General features: G+C 72.1%; 7 protein-coding genes. 3 read left to right on the forward strand and 4 right to left on the reverse strand.

The features are described from left to right. Nucleotides 1-6 precede the first annotated feature (6 nt). Nucleotides 7-1158, forward strand: coding sequence for an efflux RND transporter periplasmic adaptor subunit (locus tag E9232_RS17960; RefSeq protein WP_309796045.1), 1152 nt, complete (start codon nt 7-9; stop codon nt 1156-1158). Nucleotides 1159-1168: 10 nt separating this feature from the next. After that, the gene (locus tag E9232_RS17965; RefSeq protein ID WP_309796047.1) at nt 1169-4264 is read left to right on the forward strand and encodes an efflux RND transporter permease subunit; all 3096 of its coding nucleotides are present in this window, start codon (nt 1169-1171) and stop codon (nt 4262-4264) included. A gap of 4 nt (nt 4265-4268) precedes the next feature. Here the strand turns inward: E9232_RS17965 and E9232_RS17970 are convergent, their stop codons facing one another. After that, nucleotides 4269-5183, reverse strand: a complete 915-nt coding sequence (locus E9232_RS17970) for a LysR family transcriptional regulator (protein WP_309796048.1) — start codon at nt 5181-5183, stop codon at nt 4269-4271. Between the two features lie 127 nt (nt 5184-5310). On the opposite strand from E9232_RS17970, the gene E9232_RS17975 reads away from it, so the two are divergent. Next, complete coding sequence (locus E9232_RS17975; RefSeq protein ID WP_309796049.1) at nt 5311-6312, forward strand: zinc-dependent alcohol dehydrogenase family protein; 1002 nt, start codon at nt 5311-5313, stop codon at nt 6310-6312. A gap of 135 nt (nt 6313-6447) precedes the next feature. Here E9232_RS17975 and E9232_RS17980 read toward each other — a convergent pair whose 3' ends face one another. The 3 genes from E9232_RS17980 to E9232_RS17990 all read right to left on the reverse strand — a co-directional run bounded on the left by E9232_RS17980 (nt 6448) and on the right by E9232_RS17990 (nt 19845). Further along, nucleotides 6448-8760 (reverse strand): transglycosylase domain-containing protein, encoded by a 2313-nt coding sequence (locus E9232_RS17980; RefSeq protein ID WP_309796051.1) that lies wholly within the window; start codon nt 8758-8760, stop codon nt 6448-6450. Between the two features lie 199 nt (nt 8761-8959). Next, the gene (locus tag E9232_RS17985) at nt 8960-14716 is read right to left on the reverse strand and encodes an alpha-2-macroglobulin (RefSeq protein WP_309796053.1); all 5757 of its coding nucleotides are present in this window, start codon (nt 14714-14716) and stop codon (nt 8960-8962) included. After that, complete coding sequence (locus tag E9232_RS17990; protein WP_309796055.1) at nt 14716-19845, reverse strand: hypothetical protein; 5130 nt, start codon at nt 19843-19845, stop codon at nt 14716-14718. Before E9232_RS17990 ends, E9232_RS17985 begins: the two co-directional genes overlap by 1 nt. Between the last annotated feature and the right edge of the window lie 422 nt (nt 19846-20267).

Raw genomic sequence — 20267 nt, forward strand, 5'->3', positions numbered from 1 at the left:
GAGACGATGGCAAAGAGCAGAGCCTTTTCGATGACCCTGCGCATGGTCGTCATGCTGGTGGTGATCGGGGTCATCCTGGGTGGCATCTTCGGCTTCCAGGTCTTCAAGTCGCATATCATCGCGCAGGTCCTGGCATCGCGCAGCAACCCGGCCCAGACCGTGTCCACCACCGTGGCGGCGAAGGCGGACTGGCAGGATTCGCTGCAGGCGGTGGGCAGCTTCCGCGCGCTGAACGGCGCCAACCTGTCGTCCGAGGCCGCCGGCATCGTCGACTCGTTCAGCTTCGCCGACGGCCAGGACGTCGCGGCCGGCGCGGTGCTGGTGCAGCTGCGGCTGGACAATGACGTGTCCACGCTGCACCAGCTGCAGGCGACCGCCGACAACGCCCAGGTCACCTATGACCGCGACCTCAGGCAGCTCAAGGCCCAGGGCGTCAGCCAGGCCACGGTCGACAGCGACCTGGCGACGCTGAAGAGCGCCAGGGCCCAGGTCGAGGGGCAGCAGGCGCTGATCGACGAGAAGACGGTCAAGGCGCCCTTCGCCGGGCGGCTGGGCACCCGCCAGGTCGATCTCGGCCAGTATCTGTCGCCCGGCACCACCATGGTGACGCTGCAGGCTCTGGACCCGATCCTGCTCGACTTCACCCTGCCGCAGCAGGCGCTGGCGCAGATCAAGACCGGCCAGGCGGTGACGGCGACGGTCGACACCTGGCCGGGCAAGGGCTTCGACGGCAAGATCATCGCGATCAGCCCGGTGGTCGACACATCAAGCCGCAGCCTGACGGTGCGGGCCAGCTTCGCCAACCCGGACCACCAGCTGCTGCCCGGCATGTTCGGCAAGGTCTCTATCGGCGTCGGCGCGCCGCAGCAATACGTCACGCTGCCGGCGACGGCGGTGACCATCAACCCCTATGGCAACGTCGTCTTCCTGGTCACCGAGAAGGACGCCAACGGCCAGAAGCAGCAGGTGGCCAACCAGACCTTCGTCACCACCGGCGGCACCCGCGGCGACCAGATCGCCGTGCTGAAGGGGGTGGAGGCGGGCCAGACCGTCGTCACCTCGGGCCAGCTGAAGCTGCAGAACGGGTCGCCGGTCACGGTCAACAACGCGGTGACGCCGCCCAGCAACCCCAACGCCGCCCCGGCGGACCCGAGCTGAGGCGCGCGCCATGAACATCACCGAGATCTTCATCCGGCGCCCGGTGCTGTCGCTGGTGGTCAGCCTGCTGATCGTGGTGATCGGCTACCAGTCCTTCAACTCGCTCGCCATCCGCCAGTACCCCAAGACCGAGAACGCGGTGGTGACCGTCACCACCACCTATTTCGGCGCCGACCCCGACGTGGTGGCCGGCTTCATCACCACGCCGCTGGAAAACGCCATCTCCCAGGCGAACGGCATCGACTACATGACGTCGACCAGCACCAGCGGCACCTCGATCATCACCGTCAACCTGCTGCTGAACTACAATTCCGACGCGGCGGTGACCGAGATCAACACCAAGGTCAATTCGGTCATCAACCAGCTGCCGCCGGCGGCGCAGCAGCCGACCATCACCCTGGCGGTCGGCCAGACCATCGACGCCATGTATATCGGCTTCAACAGCGACCTGCTGGCGGCGAACCAGATCACCGACTACCTGACACGCGTGGTGCAGCCCAAGCTGCAGGCGGTGCAGGGGGTGCAGACCGCCGAGATCCTGGGCCCCAAGATCTTCGCGCTCAGGGTCTGGCTCGACCCCGACAAGCTCGCCTCCTACGGATTGACCGCCAGCGACGTCAACACTGCGCTGACCGCCAACAACTTCATCTCGGGCGTCGGCAACACCAAGGGGACGATGACCCAGATCACGCTGACCGCGACCACGGACCTGCATGATGTCGAGCAGTTCCGCAACCTCGTGGTCAAGCAGGTCGACGGCGCCGTGATCCGGCTGAAGGATGTCGGCAATGTCGTGCTCGGCGCCCAGGACTACGAAAGCCAGTCCAGCTTCGACGGCAAGCCCGGCGTGTTCATGGGCATCCAGGTGGCGCCGACCGCGAACCTGCTCGACGTCGTCGCCGGCGTGAACGCCGCGATGCCGGCGATCAAGGCCCAGCTGCCGAACGGGCTGAACGCCGCGGTGATCTACGATTCCAGCGCCTTCGTCAGCAGCTCGATCACCGAGGTCGTCACCAGCCTGGTCGAGGCGCTGGCGATCGTGATCTTCGTGGTCTTCGCCTTCCTCGGCTCGCCGCGCTCGGTCTTCATCCCGATCGTGGCGATCCCGCTGTCGTTGGTCGGCACCTTCGCGATGATGCTGGTGTTCGGCTTCTCCATCAACCTCCTGACCCTGCTGGCGCTGGTGCTGGCGATCGGGCTGGTGGTCGACGACGCGATCATCGTGGTCGAGAACGTCAACCGCCATATCGAGGAGGGGGCGAAACCCATGCAGGCGGCGATCGACGCCGCGCATGAACTGGTCGGGCCGATCATCGCCATGACCGTCGTGCTGATCGCGGTCTATGTCCCGATCGGCTTCCAGGGCGGCCTGACCGGCGCGCTGTTCACCGAATTCGCCTTCACCCTGGTCGGCGCCGTCGCCGTGTCGATGATCGTCGCGCTGACGCTGACCCCGATGATGTGCTCGCGCATCCTGAAGGCCCATCTGGAGGACCGCAGCGGCTGGGAGGAGCGGTTGCAGGACTTCATCGACCGGCGCTTCAACCAGATCCTGCGCCCCTACAAATACTTGCTGCACGGCAGCCTGAACACGGTGCCGGTGACGCTGGTCTTCGCCGCCATCGTGCTGGGCAGCATCTACTTCCTCTACGCCGGGGCGCAGACCGAGCTGGCGCCGAGCGAGGACCAGGGCGCCGTGCTGGTCTCGACCACCAACCCGCCGCAGGCGACGCTGGAGCAGAAGGTCTCGAACGGGGGCCAGGTGATCCAGGCGATGCAGGGCTATCCCGAGGTCCAGCACACCCTCGGCATCGATTCCACCGCCACCTCGATCCAGATCGCGGCGCTGAAGCCCTGGGACCAGCGCACCCGCACCGCCGGCGCGCTGCAGCCCCTGCTGCAGGGCGACATCGCCAAGATCGCGGCGTCGCAGAGCGTGGCCTTCCAGCTGCCGCCGCTGCCGGGCAGCAACGGCCTGCCGATCCAGTTCGTGATCGGCACCACCAATGATTTCGGCGAGCTGAACGACGTCTCCAACACCTTCCTGCAGGCGGCGCTGAAGAGCGGCCAGTTCATCTTCCTGACCAAGGACCTGCAGATCGACAAGCCGCAGGACGCGATCGTGATCGACCGCGACAAGGCGGCCCAGCTGAACCTGACCATGAGCGATGTAGGCAACGCGCTGGCCACCATCCTGGGCGGCGGATTCGTCAACTATTTCAGCATCGACGGCCGGTCCTACCAGGTGATCCCGCAGGTGCAGCAGCGCTCGCGCCTCAACAGCGCCCAGATCCTGGACTACCCGATCGCCGAGGTGAACGGCACGCAGATCCCGCTCTCGGCCATCGCCACCATCAAGTCCGAGGCGGCGCCGCGCTCGATCGCCCATTTCCAGCAGCTGAACTCTGCGACGATCCAGGGCGTCGCCGCCCCGGGCGTCGACCAGGGCACGGCTCTCGCCACGCTACAGACCCTGGCCGCCCAGACGCTGCCGCAGGGCTATTCGGTGGATTACGGCGGCCTGTCGCGGCAGACGGTCCAGGAATCCAGCGGCATCGTGCAGATGTTCGCCCTGGCGCTGATCATCATCTTCCTGGCGCTGGCGGCCCAGTTCAACAGCTTCCGCGACCCGCTGATCATCCTGGTCTCGGTGCCGATGTCGATCGCCGGGGCGCTGGCCTTCATCAGCGTCGGGGTCGGCGGCGCCACCATGAACATCTACACCGAGGTCGGGCTGGTGACGCTGATGGGGCTGATCAGCAAGCATGGCATCCTGATCGTCGAGGTCGCCAACGGCCTGCAGAAGGCGGGCAAGACCAAGCGCGAGGCGATCGAAGGCGCCGCCGCCATCCGGCTGCGCCCGATCCTGATGACCACCGGCGCCATGGTGCTGGGCGTGGTGCCGCTGATCATGGCGTCCGGGGCCGGCGCGGTGTCGCGCTTCAACATGGGGCTGGTGATCGCCAGCGGTCTGGCCATCGGCACGCTGTTCACCCTGTTCGTGGTGCCGGCGGTCTACATGCTGATCGCGGCGAAGCATCAAACCGAGGCCGCGCCGGAACCGCATCCGGCACCGAGCCCGGCCCCCGATCCAACCAGGGCGTGACCGCTCAGGCTGGCCCGGCGTCCATCATCGCGGGCAGCCGGGCCGCCAGCGCGTCGATGGCCGCGCGGGTCTTCGACGGCAGGTGCCGGCTCTGCGGCCACAGGGCATGGACATCGAAGGTGAAGCCCGGGTGGTCGGCGAACAGTTGCACCAGGGTGCCGTCCCACAGCCGGTCGGCGACCTGCCAGCACGGCAGCCAGGTGATCCCGGCACCGCCGGCCGCGGCGTCGGCGATCGCCTCCAGGTCGTCGAAGCGGACCCGGCCGTCCAGCGCCAGGTCCCGCATCTGCCCGTCCGGTTCGGGAAAGCGCCAGGCCGCGAGCCTCCCCGCCCGGCCATAGACCAGAAGCTCATGGGCGGCCAAGTCCTCCAGGCGGGCCGGTGTCCCGTGCCGGTCCAGATAGCCGGGGGCGGCGCAGACCGCCATGGCCATGCGCCCGACCCGCCGCGCCGCCAGGCCGGCGACGTCCGGCAGCGGGCCGGTGCGGACCGCGAGATCGATGCCGTCCTCCACCAGATCGGCCGGGCGGTCGGTGAAGGACAGCTCCAACTGCAAGGTCGGATTCTGGCGGACCAGGTCCAGCAGAACCGGCGCGACGCAATGGCGGCCGACCAGCAGCGGCGCCGTGACCTTCAGCCGGCCCGCCGGCGTCGCACGGCCGGTGTCGATGTCGGCCTCCGCCGTCTCCAGTTCGGCCAGCACGCGCCGGCAGCGCTCGAAATAGGCCTGGCCGGCCTCGGTCAGGCTCTGGCTGCGGGTGGTGCGGTGGAACAGGCGGGTGCCCAGCCGGTCCTCCAGCCGTGCGATGCTCTTGCCGACCGCGGAGCGGGACAGGCCGACGCGCTCCGCCGCCAGGGCGAAGCTGCCGGCCTCCGCCACCTGGACGAAGAGGCTGATGCCGTTGAGGCGATCGATCATCGCAGGGCTCGATTGGTTCGTTCCATTCCACAGTAATGGGAAATATCGGCAGCACTGGAGAGAAAATGCCTCGCCTATGGTTGAAGCGGCCCGATTTGGGTCAGGCAAGAACCTGACGAGCACGAGCATGAAACGGTGGCAGATGTCCCGGCTGGGACGCGACGGCCTGAGCCTGGTCGACGCGGCGATCCCGCGGCCGGGGCCGGGCGAGATCCTGGTCAAGGTCGGGGCGGTGTCGCTGAACCACCGCGACAAGCTGGTGGTCGAGAGCGGCATGGGCATGACGCTGGACTTTCCACTCACACCCGGCTCGGACATGGCCGGGACGGTGGTCGAGGCCGGCGCTGGCGCGACCCGCTTCGCCACCGGCGACCGCGTGCTCGGCACCTTCTGGCCGGGCTGGATCGACGGCCTCGCCAGCGGTCCGCGGGCGGCGCTGGGCGGGCCGCTGCCGGGCGTGCTGTCGGAATATCTGGTGCTGCCGCAGGATTGGGCGGTGGCGGCGCCGCGCCGGCTGGATGACGCGGCGGCCAGCACGCTGCCCTGCGCCGGGCTGACCGCCTGGTTCGCGCTGGTCGAGACCGGCGGCCTGAAGGCCGGCCAGACCGTGGTGGCGCAGGGCACCGGCGGGGTGGCGCTGTTCGGCGTGCAGATCGCCCGCGCCCATGGCGCCGAGGCGATCGCGATCTCCGGCGACCCCGCCAAGCTGGAGCGGGCGCGGGCCCTGGGCGCGACCCACGGCATCGACCGTCACGCCACACCCGACTGGGGGCGGGTGGTGCGCGAGGTGACCGGCGGCCGCGGCGCCGACCATGTGCTGGAACTGGCGGGCGGCAACCTGGCGCAGACGGCGGAGGCGCTGGCCCAGGGCGGCCGCGTCGCCCTGATCGGGCTGCTGGACGGGCTCAACTTCACCGCCCCGACCGTGCCCGTGATGATGAAGCAGGCGGTGATCCAGGGGATCTCGGTCGGCCACCGGCGGGGGCTGGAGGACCTGGTCCGCGCCGTCGACGGCACCGGCCTGGCCCCGGTGATCGACGCCGAATACGCCTTCACCGACCTGCCGGCCGCGCTCGACCATCTCGACCGCGGACCATTCGGCAAGATCGTGGTTCGGGTGGATGGGTAGGGGGCTCGTCCTTGCCCCTCTACTGTCATTGCCCGGCTTGACCGGGCAATCCAGGGGCTTTCAAGAGCCGCTCTGGCGGCCCCTGGATGCCACGGTCAAGCCGTGGCATGACAAAAGAGAGAACGCCCTCTCGGCCTATTCCACCACGATCCGCACCGGCCGTGACTCGCCGTCCTGCAGCGGCAGGCGGATCTGGAAGCGGTGGGCGCCAGGGGACAGCGGCCAGTAGACCGTCTCGTCCCCGCGCGCCGTGCGGAAGGGCAGGCCGTCGACATACCACACGATCTGCGAGACCCCCGGCGCCGACGCCTTCAGCGCCAGGCGGTCGAGCGCCGGCGGCATCTCCGGGTTGCGCCAGATCCGGGCGTTCTGCTCCGGCATGGTGATCGACAGGCGCGGCGGCTCGGCGGAGCCGATGCCGGGCTCGGCGGAGCCGATGCCAGGGCCGCCGGCCTGGGGCTGGGCGACAGCCGGGATCAGCGCCGGCGCGGCCGCATCCGCCTTCACCCATTCGACCAGGCGCTGGCGGCAGAAGGCGGGGGCGGGGCCGCCATTGGTGCTGGGTTGGGCCGGGACGCACAGCTCGACCGGCTTGTAGGCCCGCGGCACCGGGAAGCTGGCGTCCAGCAGGTCGCCCGGCCGGGCGCCGTGCAGGCCCAGCAGCACGTCCTGCGCCAGCTTGGCGGCGGAGCCGGCGCCGGCCACCTGGCGCATGGTCCCGGCATCCGGCCGGCCGAACCAGACCCCGACCATGTAGTCCTGCGACCAGGCCACCACCCAGGCGTCGCGGTAGCCTTGGGAGGTCCCGGTCTTCAACGCCACCGGGAAGGGGAATTCGGTGGTGCCGTAGCGCGGGAAGCTGGGCAGCCGCGCCATCGGGTCGGACAGGAACAGCGTGACCAGCCGGGCGATGTCGGGCGACAGCACCCGGCGCGGCGCCGCCTGGGCCTGGCCGCGATACCAGCTGAGGTCGCGCAGGATCCCGTCATCGGCCAGGGCGCCATAGGCGCGCACCAGCTTGTCCAGGCTGGTCGGCAGCGACCCGATCGCCATCGACAGGCCGAAATTCTCGGCCGGGACGTCCAGGTCGTGCAGCCCGAGGTCGCGGAAGAAGCGGAAGCCGCTGTCCAGCCCGACGCGGCGCAGCAGGTTGGTGGCCGGGATGTTGCGCGAATTGGCCAGCGCCTGGCGCGGCAGCACCGGCCCCAGGAAGCTGTGGTCGGCGTTGGAGATGCCGGACGCGCCCTCGGGCATGTCGGCCATCACATCGGTCGGGGACAGCAGCGCGCGCTGCATCGCCAGGGCATAGACGAAGGGCTTCAGCGTGCTGCCGGGGGACCGGATGGTGCGGCTGAAGTCGATCGATCCGCCATTCGCACCGCCATAGCGGGCGCTGCCGACATCGGCCAGCACCTCGCGGGTGTCGCGCCGGGCGACGATCACCGCCACCTGCTGCGCCCCCATCGGGCTGAGCGCCCGCAGCTGTCGCCGGGCCGCCGCGGTCACGGTCTGCTGGATATCGAGATCCAGCGTGGTGCGCAGCCGCGGATCGGTCGGGTCCAGCGCCTCGGCGCCGTCGCGCGCGATCATCTGGCGCAGCCGCAGGATGGCGGGCACCGCGTCGGGCCGGAGCGGCGTCGGCGGCAGGCGCAGATCGGCCAGCTGGGCGGTGGCCAGGGTCAGCTCCTCGGGGCCGATCACGCCTTGCTGCGCCAGCTCGTCCAGCGCCCGCTGGCCGCGCTGCTTGGCCTTGGCCAGGCCCAGCGGGCGGCGCGGGTTCATGGTGCCCGGCGCCTGCGGGATGGCGGAGAGCAGGGCGATCTCGGCCCAGCTCAGATCCGCCACCGGCTTGTCGAAGTACCAGCGCGCGGCATGGGCGATGCCGTGGCTGCCATTGCCGTAGGGCACCAGGCGCAGGTAGTGGGCCAGCAGCGTCCTGCGGTCATAGCGCTGGGTCAGCACCAGCGCGGTGCCGGCCTCCACCGCCTTGGCCCACAGGGTGCGCGACCGCGGCTCCTGCATCCGGGCGATCTGCATGGCGATGGTCGAGGCGCCGGACCGGACCCGGCCGCCCTCGACGTTCTGCCACAGGGCGCGGGCGACGGCGCGGGGGTCGATTCCGGGATGGTCCCAGAACCGCCGGTCCTCCAGCGCCAGGGTGGCGCGCACCACGCGGTCGGGCAGGGGGTCGACGGTCCAGTAGCCGTAATCGACGAAGCGCCGGCCGTCCTCGGTGCGCTCCTCATGCCCGATCTGGGCGACGAACCGGCCTTGCCGGTCGTAGAGGATCGGGGTCGGCGCCGGCGCCTCAAGATGCGCCCGCTGCGCCACCTGGATGGCGAATAGGCCGGAGACGGCGACGACCAGCGCCAGCACGGCCCAGCCGATCCGGCGCCGCCAGGGGCGGCGGGGCGGGGAGGGTGGTGCGGGGGGAGACACGGGCTGCATCTAGGGCTGCCGGAACGCGTTGCCTCTCCCGCTTGCGGGAGAGGTCGGAGACGCGAAGCGGCTCCGGGTGAGGGGAGTTTGTCGAGGCCGGTGCCAGCCCTCACCCGGAAATCCAAGAGGATTTCCGACCTCTCCCGCCAGGCGGGAGAGACAACGCGTTCCCTCGAGACAGCCCGAGACCATCTTCATCCGACCCGCCTTACGGGCTGACGACGACGCGGGCGCCGGCGCTGGCGCCGTAGACGCCGGCCCGGTACATCATCTCGGCCTCGCCCGGCGGCTGGATGAAGCTGCCCGCCACCTGCGCCCGCAGGCGGAAGCGCAGGGTCAGGGTGCCCTTGTCCAGCCGGTCGTAGAACACCCGGACCTCGTCGTCGCCATAGCTGGAATAGCTCGGCGGCGCCGACGGCCCGGCCGAAGGTGCTGCTTCGGCCGGCGCCGTCGCCAGGTTGGGGTTCAGCGGCTCGAAGCCGGCCGCGATCGGTAGCCGGATGGCGACCTGGGCGCGGGCCTCCGGGTTGATCAGCTCGGCGACCTCCTCGACCACGTCGCCGGCGGCGACATGGATGGCACCGTCCCCGCCCGGATCCAGCCGTTCGAGCGGGCCGTCGGCCGGCACTCGGTACAGCTGGCGCGACAGCACGAAGCCGTCCTGCACCGCCGTCGCCGCCGACCCCGGGGCCTTGGGCAGCCAGCGGCTGTCGCCCAGCGCCACCACGGTCTGGCCGCCATGGTTGACCACGCCGATCGGCCCGCCCTGGTCGGTGGTCCAGCGCAGCACCGGGGTCTCGGCCTCCAGCGTGCCGGACTGCTCGCCGCCGGGCAGCGAGGCCGCCACCGGCACCGACCCGCTCGGCGTCACCCAGGCCGCGGCGAGGGCGCGCAGCGCCGCCGCATCGGCATTGGTGCTGCCCCAGCCGGAGCCGTCGCCGAGGCCGATCAGCCCGGTGCGCAGCAGGCCCAGCAGCGGGTCCTCCGGCGCGGCGCGGGTGACCGCCAGCATGACTTCCGACAGGGTGCGGGTCTCCGACGGCAGGATCATCGGGTCCGCCGGGCGGTCCTGCAGCCCGGCATAGACCGGCTTGCCGTCGCGCGACAGCAGCCGGACATTGGCCTTGACCTGGTCCAGCAGGGCCGAGACCTGGCGCGGATCGGCATCCGGCGATGCGGCGACGATCGCGGTCACCTGCGCCAGCGATTCCAGCGGCAGCAGCGCCGCGCGGCGGCTCAGCTCCGCGACATAGGCCGGGTCGAGGTCCCCGCCCGCGGCCAGCGCGGCCAGGGCGGCGACCCGCTCGCGGATCTCCTCGCCATAGAGGAAGCGGGGATAGTCCGACCGCAGCGCCTGCTTCAGCACCTGGGCCAGCCGGTCCTTCAGCGCCGGGTCGACGGTCTCGCCGGCCTGGGTCGCCTGGACCAGGAAGGAGTAGGCATAGGCGGTCAGGATCACCGACCCGCGCGACTTCGGCCAGAAGCCGACCAGCCCGTCATCGTCGGTGTTGCGGCCGATGGTCAGGATGGTCTTCTGGACGTCGGCGGAAACGCGGTCGCTCAGGCCGGCCGCGGCCAGGATCGGGTCGAACGGCTTCAGCGCCAGCTCGGCCGAGGACAGGCCGATCACCTGCTCGGTGCAGCCGAAGGGATAGTCGGCCAGGGCGTTCAGGCCGGCGACCAGCCGCACCAGCGCCGGGTCGCCCGCCAGCACCACCGAGGCGGAGTAGGAGCCGGGGCGGACGTCACCGGGTTCGGCCAGCAGGTCCTGCCGCGCGCCGGGCGCCAGCTCGACGATGCGGCGCTGGCGCAGCGGCGGCCGGTCCGGCCGGATCGGCAGCGCGATCTCGACCGCGTCGCCGGCCTTGTCGGCGTCGCGCTGCAGCAGCAGGCGCAGCTTGGCCGTGTCCTGGCCCGGCGCCGGGTCGGGCACCGAGACCGGGAAGGTGATCCGCGCCGGGCGGGCGCCGTCCCAGGCGAAGGCGCGGTCCTTCGACCCCTGCACCGTCAGCCCGTCGACGCTGATGCCGGCGCGGCCGGACCCGCCGGGGCCTTCGACCACGCGGCCGATCAGCCCGGCGTCGAAGCTGTCGCCCGGCCGCACGAAGCGGGGCAGGGCGGGCTGGGCCACGATCGGCTGGCGCACCTTGACCTCGCCGGTGCCGAAGCCAAAGCGGTCGGCGCCGCTGGTGACCACGGCGCGCAGCTTGTAGACGGTCAGGGTGTCCGGCAGCTTGACCTTGACCTTGGCGGTGCCGTCCGGCCCGACCTGGACATGCGGCAGGTAGATCGGCACCGGGTTGAAGTTGCGGCGGACGGAGATGTTCTCCACCCCCCATTCATCCGTCGCCTCGTCGCCGCCCGGCACCTCCTCCAGCGGGATCACGCCGAACGCCATGTTGCGGGTGTCGCGCGCCGCCATCTTCGCCATGCGGGCGACGATGAATTTCGGCAGCGGGTCCAGCGGCTGTTCCTTGGCCAGGGACAGCACCGCCTGGTCGACCATCCAGAAGGTGGCCTCGCCCGACAGCGGCTTGCCCTTCAGGTCGGCCAGATGCAGCGTGACCTCGATCTCCTGCGCCGGCCGGGCGCTGGGCGGGGCGTCCAGCGTCACCGCGACCTGGTTCTCCACCGGGGTCACCTTGACCCAGGCGGTGGTCGCCAGCGTCACCGGCTTGCCCTGGTCGAACGGTGCGGTGGCCGCCTGCTCCGGCCCGGGCAGCCGCCCGCGCATGACCAGGAAGTTCACCGCCAGCCGGGGCAGCTGCTGCTTGCGGATCGGCACGGTGTAGCGGCCGAAGCCGTTGGTGATGTCGACCCAGTCGTAGCGGAACTGGCCCTCCGGCTCCTCCACCACGGCCAAGGCGCGGGCGGTCTGGAACGGGCTCTCGATCACCAGCGTGGCGGTCTCGCCGGGGGCGTAGGCATCCTTGTCGCTGGTGACGGTGACGTTCTGCCCCGGCGGCCGCGACCAGGTCACCGGCGTGTCGCCGGCGGCGAACAGGTCGACCTTGACCGACTGGGCGCGGCCGATCTTGTCCGCCGCCTCGATCGAGACGATGTAGACGCCGGCCTCCGGCAGGGCGAAGTGCAGCGTCTGCACGTCGGCGGTCGAGGTGACCTTGCGCTCCTCGACGGTGTCGTCGATCACCTGGGTGACGTATTTCGCCGAACCCTGGCTGAAGTCGCTGGCCTGCAGCACGGCGTTCCAGTTGCGGTGGATCAGCTTGATCGTCATCTCGACGCCGGCCAGCGGCTTGCCCGCGGCGTCGACTGCCAGGATCTCCGGGTCGATCGCATCCGCCTTGGGCAGGTAGCGCGGCACCTTCAGCCCCAGGGTGAAGGGCGGCAGCGCCACCACATGCTGGGTGCTGCGGATCTGCATGTCGTCGTCGCCGGTGACCGTGGCCTCGACCACGTAGCGGCGGGGCTGGGCGGTCGGCTCGATGGTCGGGTCCAGGGTGATCTGGGCCGACCCGCCGGCATCGGTCTTGCCGTCCTGCTGCAGCACCGGGGTCGAGCGGAACTCATGTTCGCCGGAGAAGCGGGAGTCGCTGGAGAACAGGAAGCCCTCGCGGCCCGGCGGGGTCCAGCTGTAGGGGAACTGGGTCACCCGCCACTTGATCGGGCGGTCGGCCAGCAGGCCGCCGGCGAAGTAGCGGGCCAGCAGCGAGACCTGGATCTGGCTGTCGAGGGGTGCTGCATCCGGGCCGTTCAGCAGCACCTCGAAGGTGGGCAGCTTGTAGGCTTCCTTCTTGAACGCCACCTGGCCGCATTCGGTGCCGTCCTCGTCGACGAAGCGGACGCTGTAGTCGCCCGTCGCCTCGGTGGTCTCGTCGAAGCGCTGGTAGAAGCCGCCATTGGCGTCCAGCGTCACCGGCAGGCGCCATTCCTGGTCGTCCGGGCCGTTGATCACCGCCTCGCCCTTGCCGCCGGCGAAGGACAGGGCGCCGCCGAGATAGGAGCGGACGAAGCCGCGGATCTCCACCGCTTCCTCCGGCCGGTAGATCGGCCGCTCGGTGAAGACGTGGCACAGGATCTGCGCCTGTTCACGCCGCGCCGCGACGTCGCCGAAGCCCCAGGCCAGCCAGGGCTCCTCCGGCCTGGTCCAGTTCTCCTGGGCGTATTCCTCCGGCCCCTGGTCGGGCTCCAGCACCAGCGTGTCGGTGCCCTTGGTCACCACGATGCGGCGGATCTCCGGCTCTTCGGCATAGACGCCCTTCGGCGTCCACACGAAGCTGCCATCGGCCTGGGTGACGCCGCGCTGCAGGGTGACGAATTGGTTGTCGCGCACGCCCTCCAGCCGGACCTCGGCGCCCTCGACCGGCTTGGCGGTGTTCAGCGAGGTGACGGCGAAGCGGATGCGCTGCGGCTCCTCCACCGTCGACAGGGTCAGGTCGGTGACCTGCAGCCGCAGCCAGCGCCGGCTGCCGCCATCCATCGGCCGCAGCCCGACCAGATAGGTGCCGGGCTGGTTGGCACCGGCGATCTTCTGCAACAGCGGCTTGAGGTCGAGGCCGAACTTGGCCGACACGCCGCCGCGCAGCGAGGGCAGGGGCACCAGCTCGGACACGGCGGGGGAGCCGAGGGCGGCGATGCGCTCGGCCATGGCGTCGCGGTCGATCTGCGCCGCGTCGCGCCAGGGCGACGGCTCGTTGCCGGCCAAGGGCGGAGCGGTGTCGTCGTCGGTGGTCAGCCCTTCCGGCGGGAACGGCCAGAAGTCGCGGCCCAGCGGGTCGATGCGGTGGATGCGGATGTCGGCGCGGTCGTAGCCATGGCCGCGCAGCGGCACCATCTGCGGGCCGAACCGCTCGCTGATGCCCTGGCCGGCATCCCAGGCCAGCGCCGGCAGGTCGGGCGGGAACACGAAGCGGGCGGAGGTCGCGGCGCCCGACAGGGCGCGGCCGCGCACATCCTTCACGCTGCCGGGGTCGATCCGCAGGGTGTAGACCGTGTCGGGCAGGAAGCGGCCGGTCAGGGTCAGGTTGCGGCCGTCGGGCTCCAGCGCCAGGTCGTCGACCGCCGGGGTGATGCGGAACACGTCGCGGGCGCGGACCACGTCCAGCGCCTCGGGCTCGCTGGAGAAGCGCAGATGCAGCCGGCGCGGCCCGGGCGGCTGCGCCTCCTCGCCCTCATAGGCGGGCGGCGGGCTGCAGCGCAGCACGCCGTCCTGCAGGTCCTGCTGGAAGCTGCCGCCGCAGGCGGTGTCGGTGACGGTGAAGGGCGCGGCGCTGCGCAGTCGCAGCTCGAAGATCGGGTCGTCCAGCCCGGCGGCGTCCGACAGGCGCAGCCGCAGGATCGCCATCCGCCCGTCGGGAATCGGGTGGCGCAGGGTGACGACATAGCTCTGCTGGGCGCTGCGGTCGGCCCGCTCCAGCGCCTTGACCGTGAAGTCCTGCGCCGTCAGCTGCTGGCTGCCCTGGCCGTCAAAGCCGGGCAGGGGCCGCAGCTCGATGGTCAGCAGGCGGGTCAGGGCCTGGACGTCGACCGGGTCGGCGAAGGTCAGGCCGATGGTGTCGAGGTCGGCGATGCCGTCGGGCTGGTCGGCCGGGCTGGTGGCGACCGGGGTCGGCAGCAGCGGGATCAGCTCGGTGCTGCGGCCGGCGGAGGCGACGGTGACGCGGCGCAGCGGCTCCCACGGGTCGGCCGGACGGAACTGCAGCACACGGGGGCCCAGCCACTGCCAGGCTCCGGCCTGGTCGGGCGACAGCGTGGCGTATTTCGCCGGGTTGTCCTCCGGCCCGCCGGCGCGGGGGCCGGTGTCGCGGTTGAAGAACACCGTGATCGGGTCCCAGCGCCGCAGGAACCGCTCCGGCACCACCTGGGCGCCGTCGGCGCGCTGCAGCTGGTCCAGCGGCACCGGCACTGCGGCCGGCGACGGCGCGGTCTGCGCCAGGGCCGGCACGGCGAGGGTCGCGAGAAGGGCGAGGGCCAGGGGAAGGGCCGAGGGATGACGGGGGCGCATCACTTGCCTCTCACGCTGCTTGCGGCGGGGGCCAGCCCGGCCAGGTCCAGATAGTCGCGGATGACGTCCTCGGGCGGCCCGCTCGGCCGGGCCTTGATCCCGACCACGGCCGGCCGCACCAGGCTGGCCGGCGCGTCGGGCGGCACCCGCACCTCGACCAGGTAGCGGCCGGGGGCGAGATGGCGCATCTGCACCACCCCGTCGCCCAGCGGCTGGCCCTGGGCGTCGAGCAGCCGCACGGCCACCCGGTCGGGTTCGGCGCGGATGCCGATGCCGATGTCGCTGTCCTTCTCGACGGTGAAGCCGAACAGCCCGGTGCCGCCGGACGCGACGGTGACGGGGTCGCCGACGCCTTCGGCCAGTGGCACGATCGGGGTGGCGACCAGCTCGATCGACCCCGACAGCGGCCCGTCCTGCGGCGAGAACAGGTGCAGCAGCGACGCATCCTGGAGATAGCGGTGGAACTCGGCCCCGGCCGGGTACAGCACCGGCTCGTCGCCATCGGCGGCCAGGATCACCGGCGCGGTGGTGCGGGCGGTCAGCAGCGCGGGGGCGGCCGACCGGACCCGCAGGGTCATGGCCTCGCCGGCCAGGGGCAGGTTGCCCGGCAGCGGCGCGTCCTGCAGCTCCGGCTGCGGCCACGGCCCGGCTTCATTGGCCTCGCGCCACAGGGCGACCAGCCCGGCATCATGGCGCAGCACCACGGTCCCCGGCCCGGTCAGCGGGATCCGGTGGCCGCGGGAGACCTTGCCGTCACGGCCGATCACGGTGGCGTCGGCGGCGCCGGCCACCACCAGGCGATGGCCGGGGCCGGTGTCGGGCGGCAGCTGCAGCAGCACCATGCCCTCGGCGCCGTAGAAGCGCTTCAGCATGCCGTCGAAGGCCGGCGCGGGCCCCGGGATCTGCGACAGCGCGACCGGCGCCGGCGCCGTCCCGGTGTTGATCAGCAAAACCTCGGTCCAGTCGCTGTCCAGCGACCAGCTCGCCGGCGCGGCGCCGGCCCAGGCGGTGACGGCGTCGCGGTTGTCCTGGCGCAGGGCGAGGGCGGCGACGCCGGCCGGCAGGTCCAGCCGCAGCCGCTTCGGCCCGGCGGGCAGGATCACCGGCAGCACCGTGCTGGGGGCCAGGGTCGCGGACAGGTCGGCCTCGGCGCGGCGCTCGGGGACCAGGGTCACGTCCAGCCCGGTCAGCTCCAGCCGCAGCGCCCCGGCGCCGGCGGCGTTGCGCACGGTCAGCGGCGTGGTCGGTTCGGCCGCGGCGATGGCCTCGCCATCGGCCACGCCCATGCCGAAGCCGGCGTCCAGCCCGGGCTGGCCGTCGCCCGATCGCGCCAGCCACACCCGCAGTTTGTTGGTCTGCGCCACGGCCGGTAGCGTCGCGGTCTCGCCGGCGGCGAGGTCCAGCACGATGGCCTTCGACGGGTCGGCGGCCAGCGGCTGCAATGCCAGTTTGGCCGTCGGAGCGGCCCGGCTGAGCAGCCAGACCCGGTCGGATTGCGGCGCCAGCACGGTGCCGCCGAGCGGGCGCAGGGCGCGCCCGGGGACCGAGCCCTGCCACAGGGCGTCGGGCCCGTCGTCGACCTGGCTCAGCCCGGCGCCCGGCGTCGCCACCAGGGCGGCGGCCAGGGTCTGCGGCAGGCCGTCCAGCGGCACCGCGGCCAGCACCACCGATTCGGCCTTCTGCGGCGGGGCGGTGACGATCCGGGCGGCGACCTGCACGGCCTCGCCGCCGCCATCGACGGTCCAGGTCGACAGGCGCCACGGCCTGATGTCGTCGCCATCGGCCGGCACCGCGACCACCGGGGCCAGGCCCCGGTCGATCGCCACGCTGGTCCAGGCGCCGTCCTGGCCCTGGCGCTCCAGCGCCAGCATCAGCTCGGCGGTCGAATGGGCCGCGGCGACCATCAGGCTGCCCTTGGCGGCCGCCGGCATGGCGAGGTGGTGGACAGTCGGCCCCTTCAGCTCGGCCGTGCCGGTCGGCGCCGCGGCGGCGCCGGCGCTGTCGTCCGGCGGCAGCGACAGCCGCAGCTCGGTGGTGGGGCCCGACCCGTCGCCGGAACTGTCGGAGCTCTCGGACTCGTCGGAGCTGTCGCTCGATTCATCGCTCGTGGTCGTCGCCGCCTCGACCTGGGCGAGGTCCAGGCTGTAGCGGCCGGCGGGCAGGTATTGCGACACCGCGATGTTCCAGTCGCCGTCGCGGTCGTCGAACCGGCCCAGCACCTGGCCCTCCGCATCGCGCAGCGTGGCCTTGACGTCGAGGCCGCCGAAGCTGGTCAGGCTGACCACCCGGTCCGCGGCGATGCTGAACGGCACCGTCGCCGGCAGCGCGACGTTGCGCGGCGTGTCCGGCTGCAGGTCGTCGGTGTGCAGCGCCAGGGTGTAGTCCAGCCGGTCGTTGCGGCCCAGGCTGGTGGCCTCGACCCGATAGTGACCTGCCGGCAGCTCGGCCTCATAGGCGGCGGCGCTGCTGAAGCGGGCGACCGGCGGCGCGTCCGGCGTGTCCAGCCGGCGCAGGTCGGCGACCATGCCCTCGCCCAGGGTCAGGCTGGTCTTGGCCGGCCCCTCCAGGGCGAAGTCCCACTGGTCGGGCGTGCGGGGATCGCCGCGCCCGTCCGGCTCGCGCCACTGGAAGCTCTGCTCGGCATCGAAGGGCAGGGGGTGCGGGCCATGACCTTCCAGCGCCACCTCGGGCACGATCCGGGTCAGCCGGGCCACCACCTCGGTGTCAACCGCCTCGGGCAGGATCATCAGGCGGTAGCGGCCGGCGGCCAGGGTCTGCTGCAGGTCCGACAGGTCGCCGGCGGGCAGCAGCGGCCAGCCCTCGGCATCCTCCAGCCGGGCGGTGAAGCTGCGGTTCAGCCCCAGGATCTCCAGCCGGTAGTCGCCATCGGCCGGGATCTCGATCGGGAACAGGATGCCGCTGCCGGCGGGCAGGGCGGCGCGCACGCTGCCGGCCGGGACCAGGGCGGCGCCGCCCAGCATCGGGGTCGGGCGGGCGGTGATGCCGACGCGGCCAGCGGTGTCCTTCGACCCGACGGCGACGCGGTAGCGGCCGGCGCGCAGATACTGCTGCAGCAGCATGTTCTGGCCGGCGCCATTGGCCGCGGCGTCGCCGAGCGAGGCGATGAAGGCGGTGGCGATCGACCCTGTGGTGCTCAGCCGGCCCAGCGTCTCGACCCGGTACAGCCCGCCCTCGGCGACATCGAGGGTGAAGCTGCGCTGGGTGTCGCGGCCGAGGTCGAAGAAGAACGGCTTGGTCGCCTCCAGCCGGGTCAGGGCCGGCAGCGGCGTCACCACCGGGTTCGCCACCGGCACCTCCGGCAGGCGCCAGGACAGGATGGTGTTGCGCGGCTGGTCGGGCGGCGGCAGCTGCAGCGTCACCGACCCGTCGGCGGCCGGCTTGGGCTGCGGCAGCGCCAGGGCGCCGGCGCCGACCACGGTGGCGACCAGGGTGCCGTCGTCCGGGTGGCGCAGCGGCACGGTGACCGCCTCGCCCGCCGCCTGGGTCACGGTCAGCGGCCCCTGCGCCAGGTCGGGCGGCGAGGGCCGGGCCGACAGCCCGGCCGAGGTGCCGGGGCCGCCGTTCTGGACGAGGTAGAAGGTCTGGCCGGACGCCACGGTGCGCTGCCCGAACGCGACCACGGGCGCCGCCGGCTGGATCGGCTTGGAATCGGGCGGAACCACCCCCGGCGGGCCGACGGTGAGGTCGAGGATGCCGCTGGCGCCGCCCACCGGGTCCAGCCGCAGCAGGTACCAGCCGGCCGCCAGGTCCCACACCTGCGGCGCGGCGCCGTTGGTGCGGGCGGGCAGGGGCGACCCGTTGGGATAGGTGATCGCCGGCTTGATGGTCGGGCCGTCGCTGCGCACCGTGACCGGGCCGGGCGCGGTGACCTGCAGCAGCAGCGTGCTGGCGCCGCGCAGGTTGAAGCGCTGGCGCCAGGCCAGGCCGGGCCCGATCTGCGGCGCGTTGCTGGCGACGGTGATGCTGGGCTTGTCGGCGCCGTCGGAGCGGATCACCGCCAGGGTGGAGGGCAGTTCGTCGCCGCCGAAGCCGATGGTCGGGGCGGACAGCCACCAATCCCCGGCCTGCGACAGCTCGCGGCTGCCCGGGGTCTCGATCGCGCGCAGCTGGAAGGCCTGGCCGGCGGCGCCGGTCACCTCCAGCACGCGGTCGCCGGTGCTCTGCGCCCCCGCCGACAGCGACACCGTCGGCTCGCGGCTCTTGCGGTCGATGCCGGCGCCGGATTGGGCGTTGATGCCGTCATACAGGCGCAGGCCGGCCGGCGCGGCCGCCGGCAGGTCCAGCCGGTAGGTCGTGGCAGCATTGCCGATGCGGTACAGGTCGCGGCCGAACGGGCCGATGGTGCCGCCGATCCAGCCGGCGGCCAGGGCGTCGGAGGCGCCGAAGCGGATGTGGAAGGGCTGCTCGGTCTTGCCGTCGGCCCACACCGCGGCGGGGCCGCCATAGGCGGTGACCAGATAGGCGCCGGGCTCCAGCGCGCCCTCGAAGACGATGTCGGTCATCGGGTGGCCCGCCACCGGCTCGGTGGTGCGCAGCCGGCCGGTCTGCGGCACCAGGTCGGTGCCGTTCAGCCAGAAGCGCAGATCGGCCAGGCCGCGGCCGGCGGCCTCCAGGCGCAGCGGCGCCGGGCCGTCGACCATCAACCAGTAGGACCGCTGCTGCAGGTCGGCCAGCTCGCCGCTCACCACCGCGCCGTCGCGCGGCCGCAGGCTGGGCGGCTGGTCGTCCTTGAACGGCGCCACCGACAGGGCGACCTCCCCCTCGGCCGCCTTGGCGCCGAACAGCCGCAGCTTGTAGGTGCCGATATCGAGCAGCGCGTCCAGCCGCCCGTCGGTGGCGCCGGCCTCGCCCGACGGCTCGGACGGGCCGGTCAGCATGTCGACCAGCTGCAGCGCCACGCCGCTCTGGCTGCGCACGCGGATCGAGAAGCGGCCGGGCTGCAGCACATGCAGCAGCGTGTCGTGCTGGCCGGCGGTGGGGAACTTGTCCTGGTCGATGGTCGCCGCCGCATCCGGGCGGGTGGGCAGCGCGGCGGGCTGCGCCCAGGCCTGCGGCACCATGAGGAAGACGACCAGGCTCAAGACCTGCGACCAGCGACCTGCATTCATGGCGTCTTCCCCCAGCCCCGTCCCGTCGGACTGCATCGACCGGGCAATTGTTTCAATAGGATTCGTGGCATTTCGATGATCTTCGCCGTGTTTTTCTTGGGCCTTCAGTATTTCGGGGGCTCCGGCATGCATTCGCCATGGGCGGCCGGCGCGTCCGTCCGGCTGCCCCCAAGCGAGTCGAAGGGGACAGCCCAGCGTCGCCGTCTCCCGGCTGGTCGACCTGTCCAAGCCGGGGGCCGGGGTGGTGGAGCTGACGGTCAGCGCGCCGGTTCCGCTATCCGATGTCGGGGCGGTGAAGGCGGCGCTGATGGGGCGGATCAACGCGGCCCTCGGCCGCCTCGCCGCCGCCCCGACGCCCCCGCCGCGGGGAATGGGTGAGGGGTACCGGGCCTCTCTCTGAGCGCCCTCCCTCTTCGTCATTG

The organism is Inquilinus ginsengisoli (genome assembly GCF_031453975.1).
Taxonomy (GTDB): Bacteria; Pseudomonadota; Alphaproteobacteria; order DSM-16000; family Inquilinaceae; genus Inquilinus; species Inquilinus ginsengisoli_A.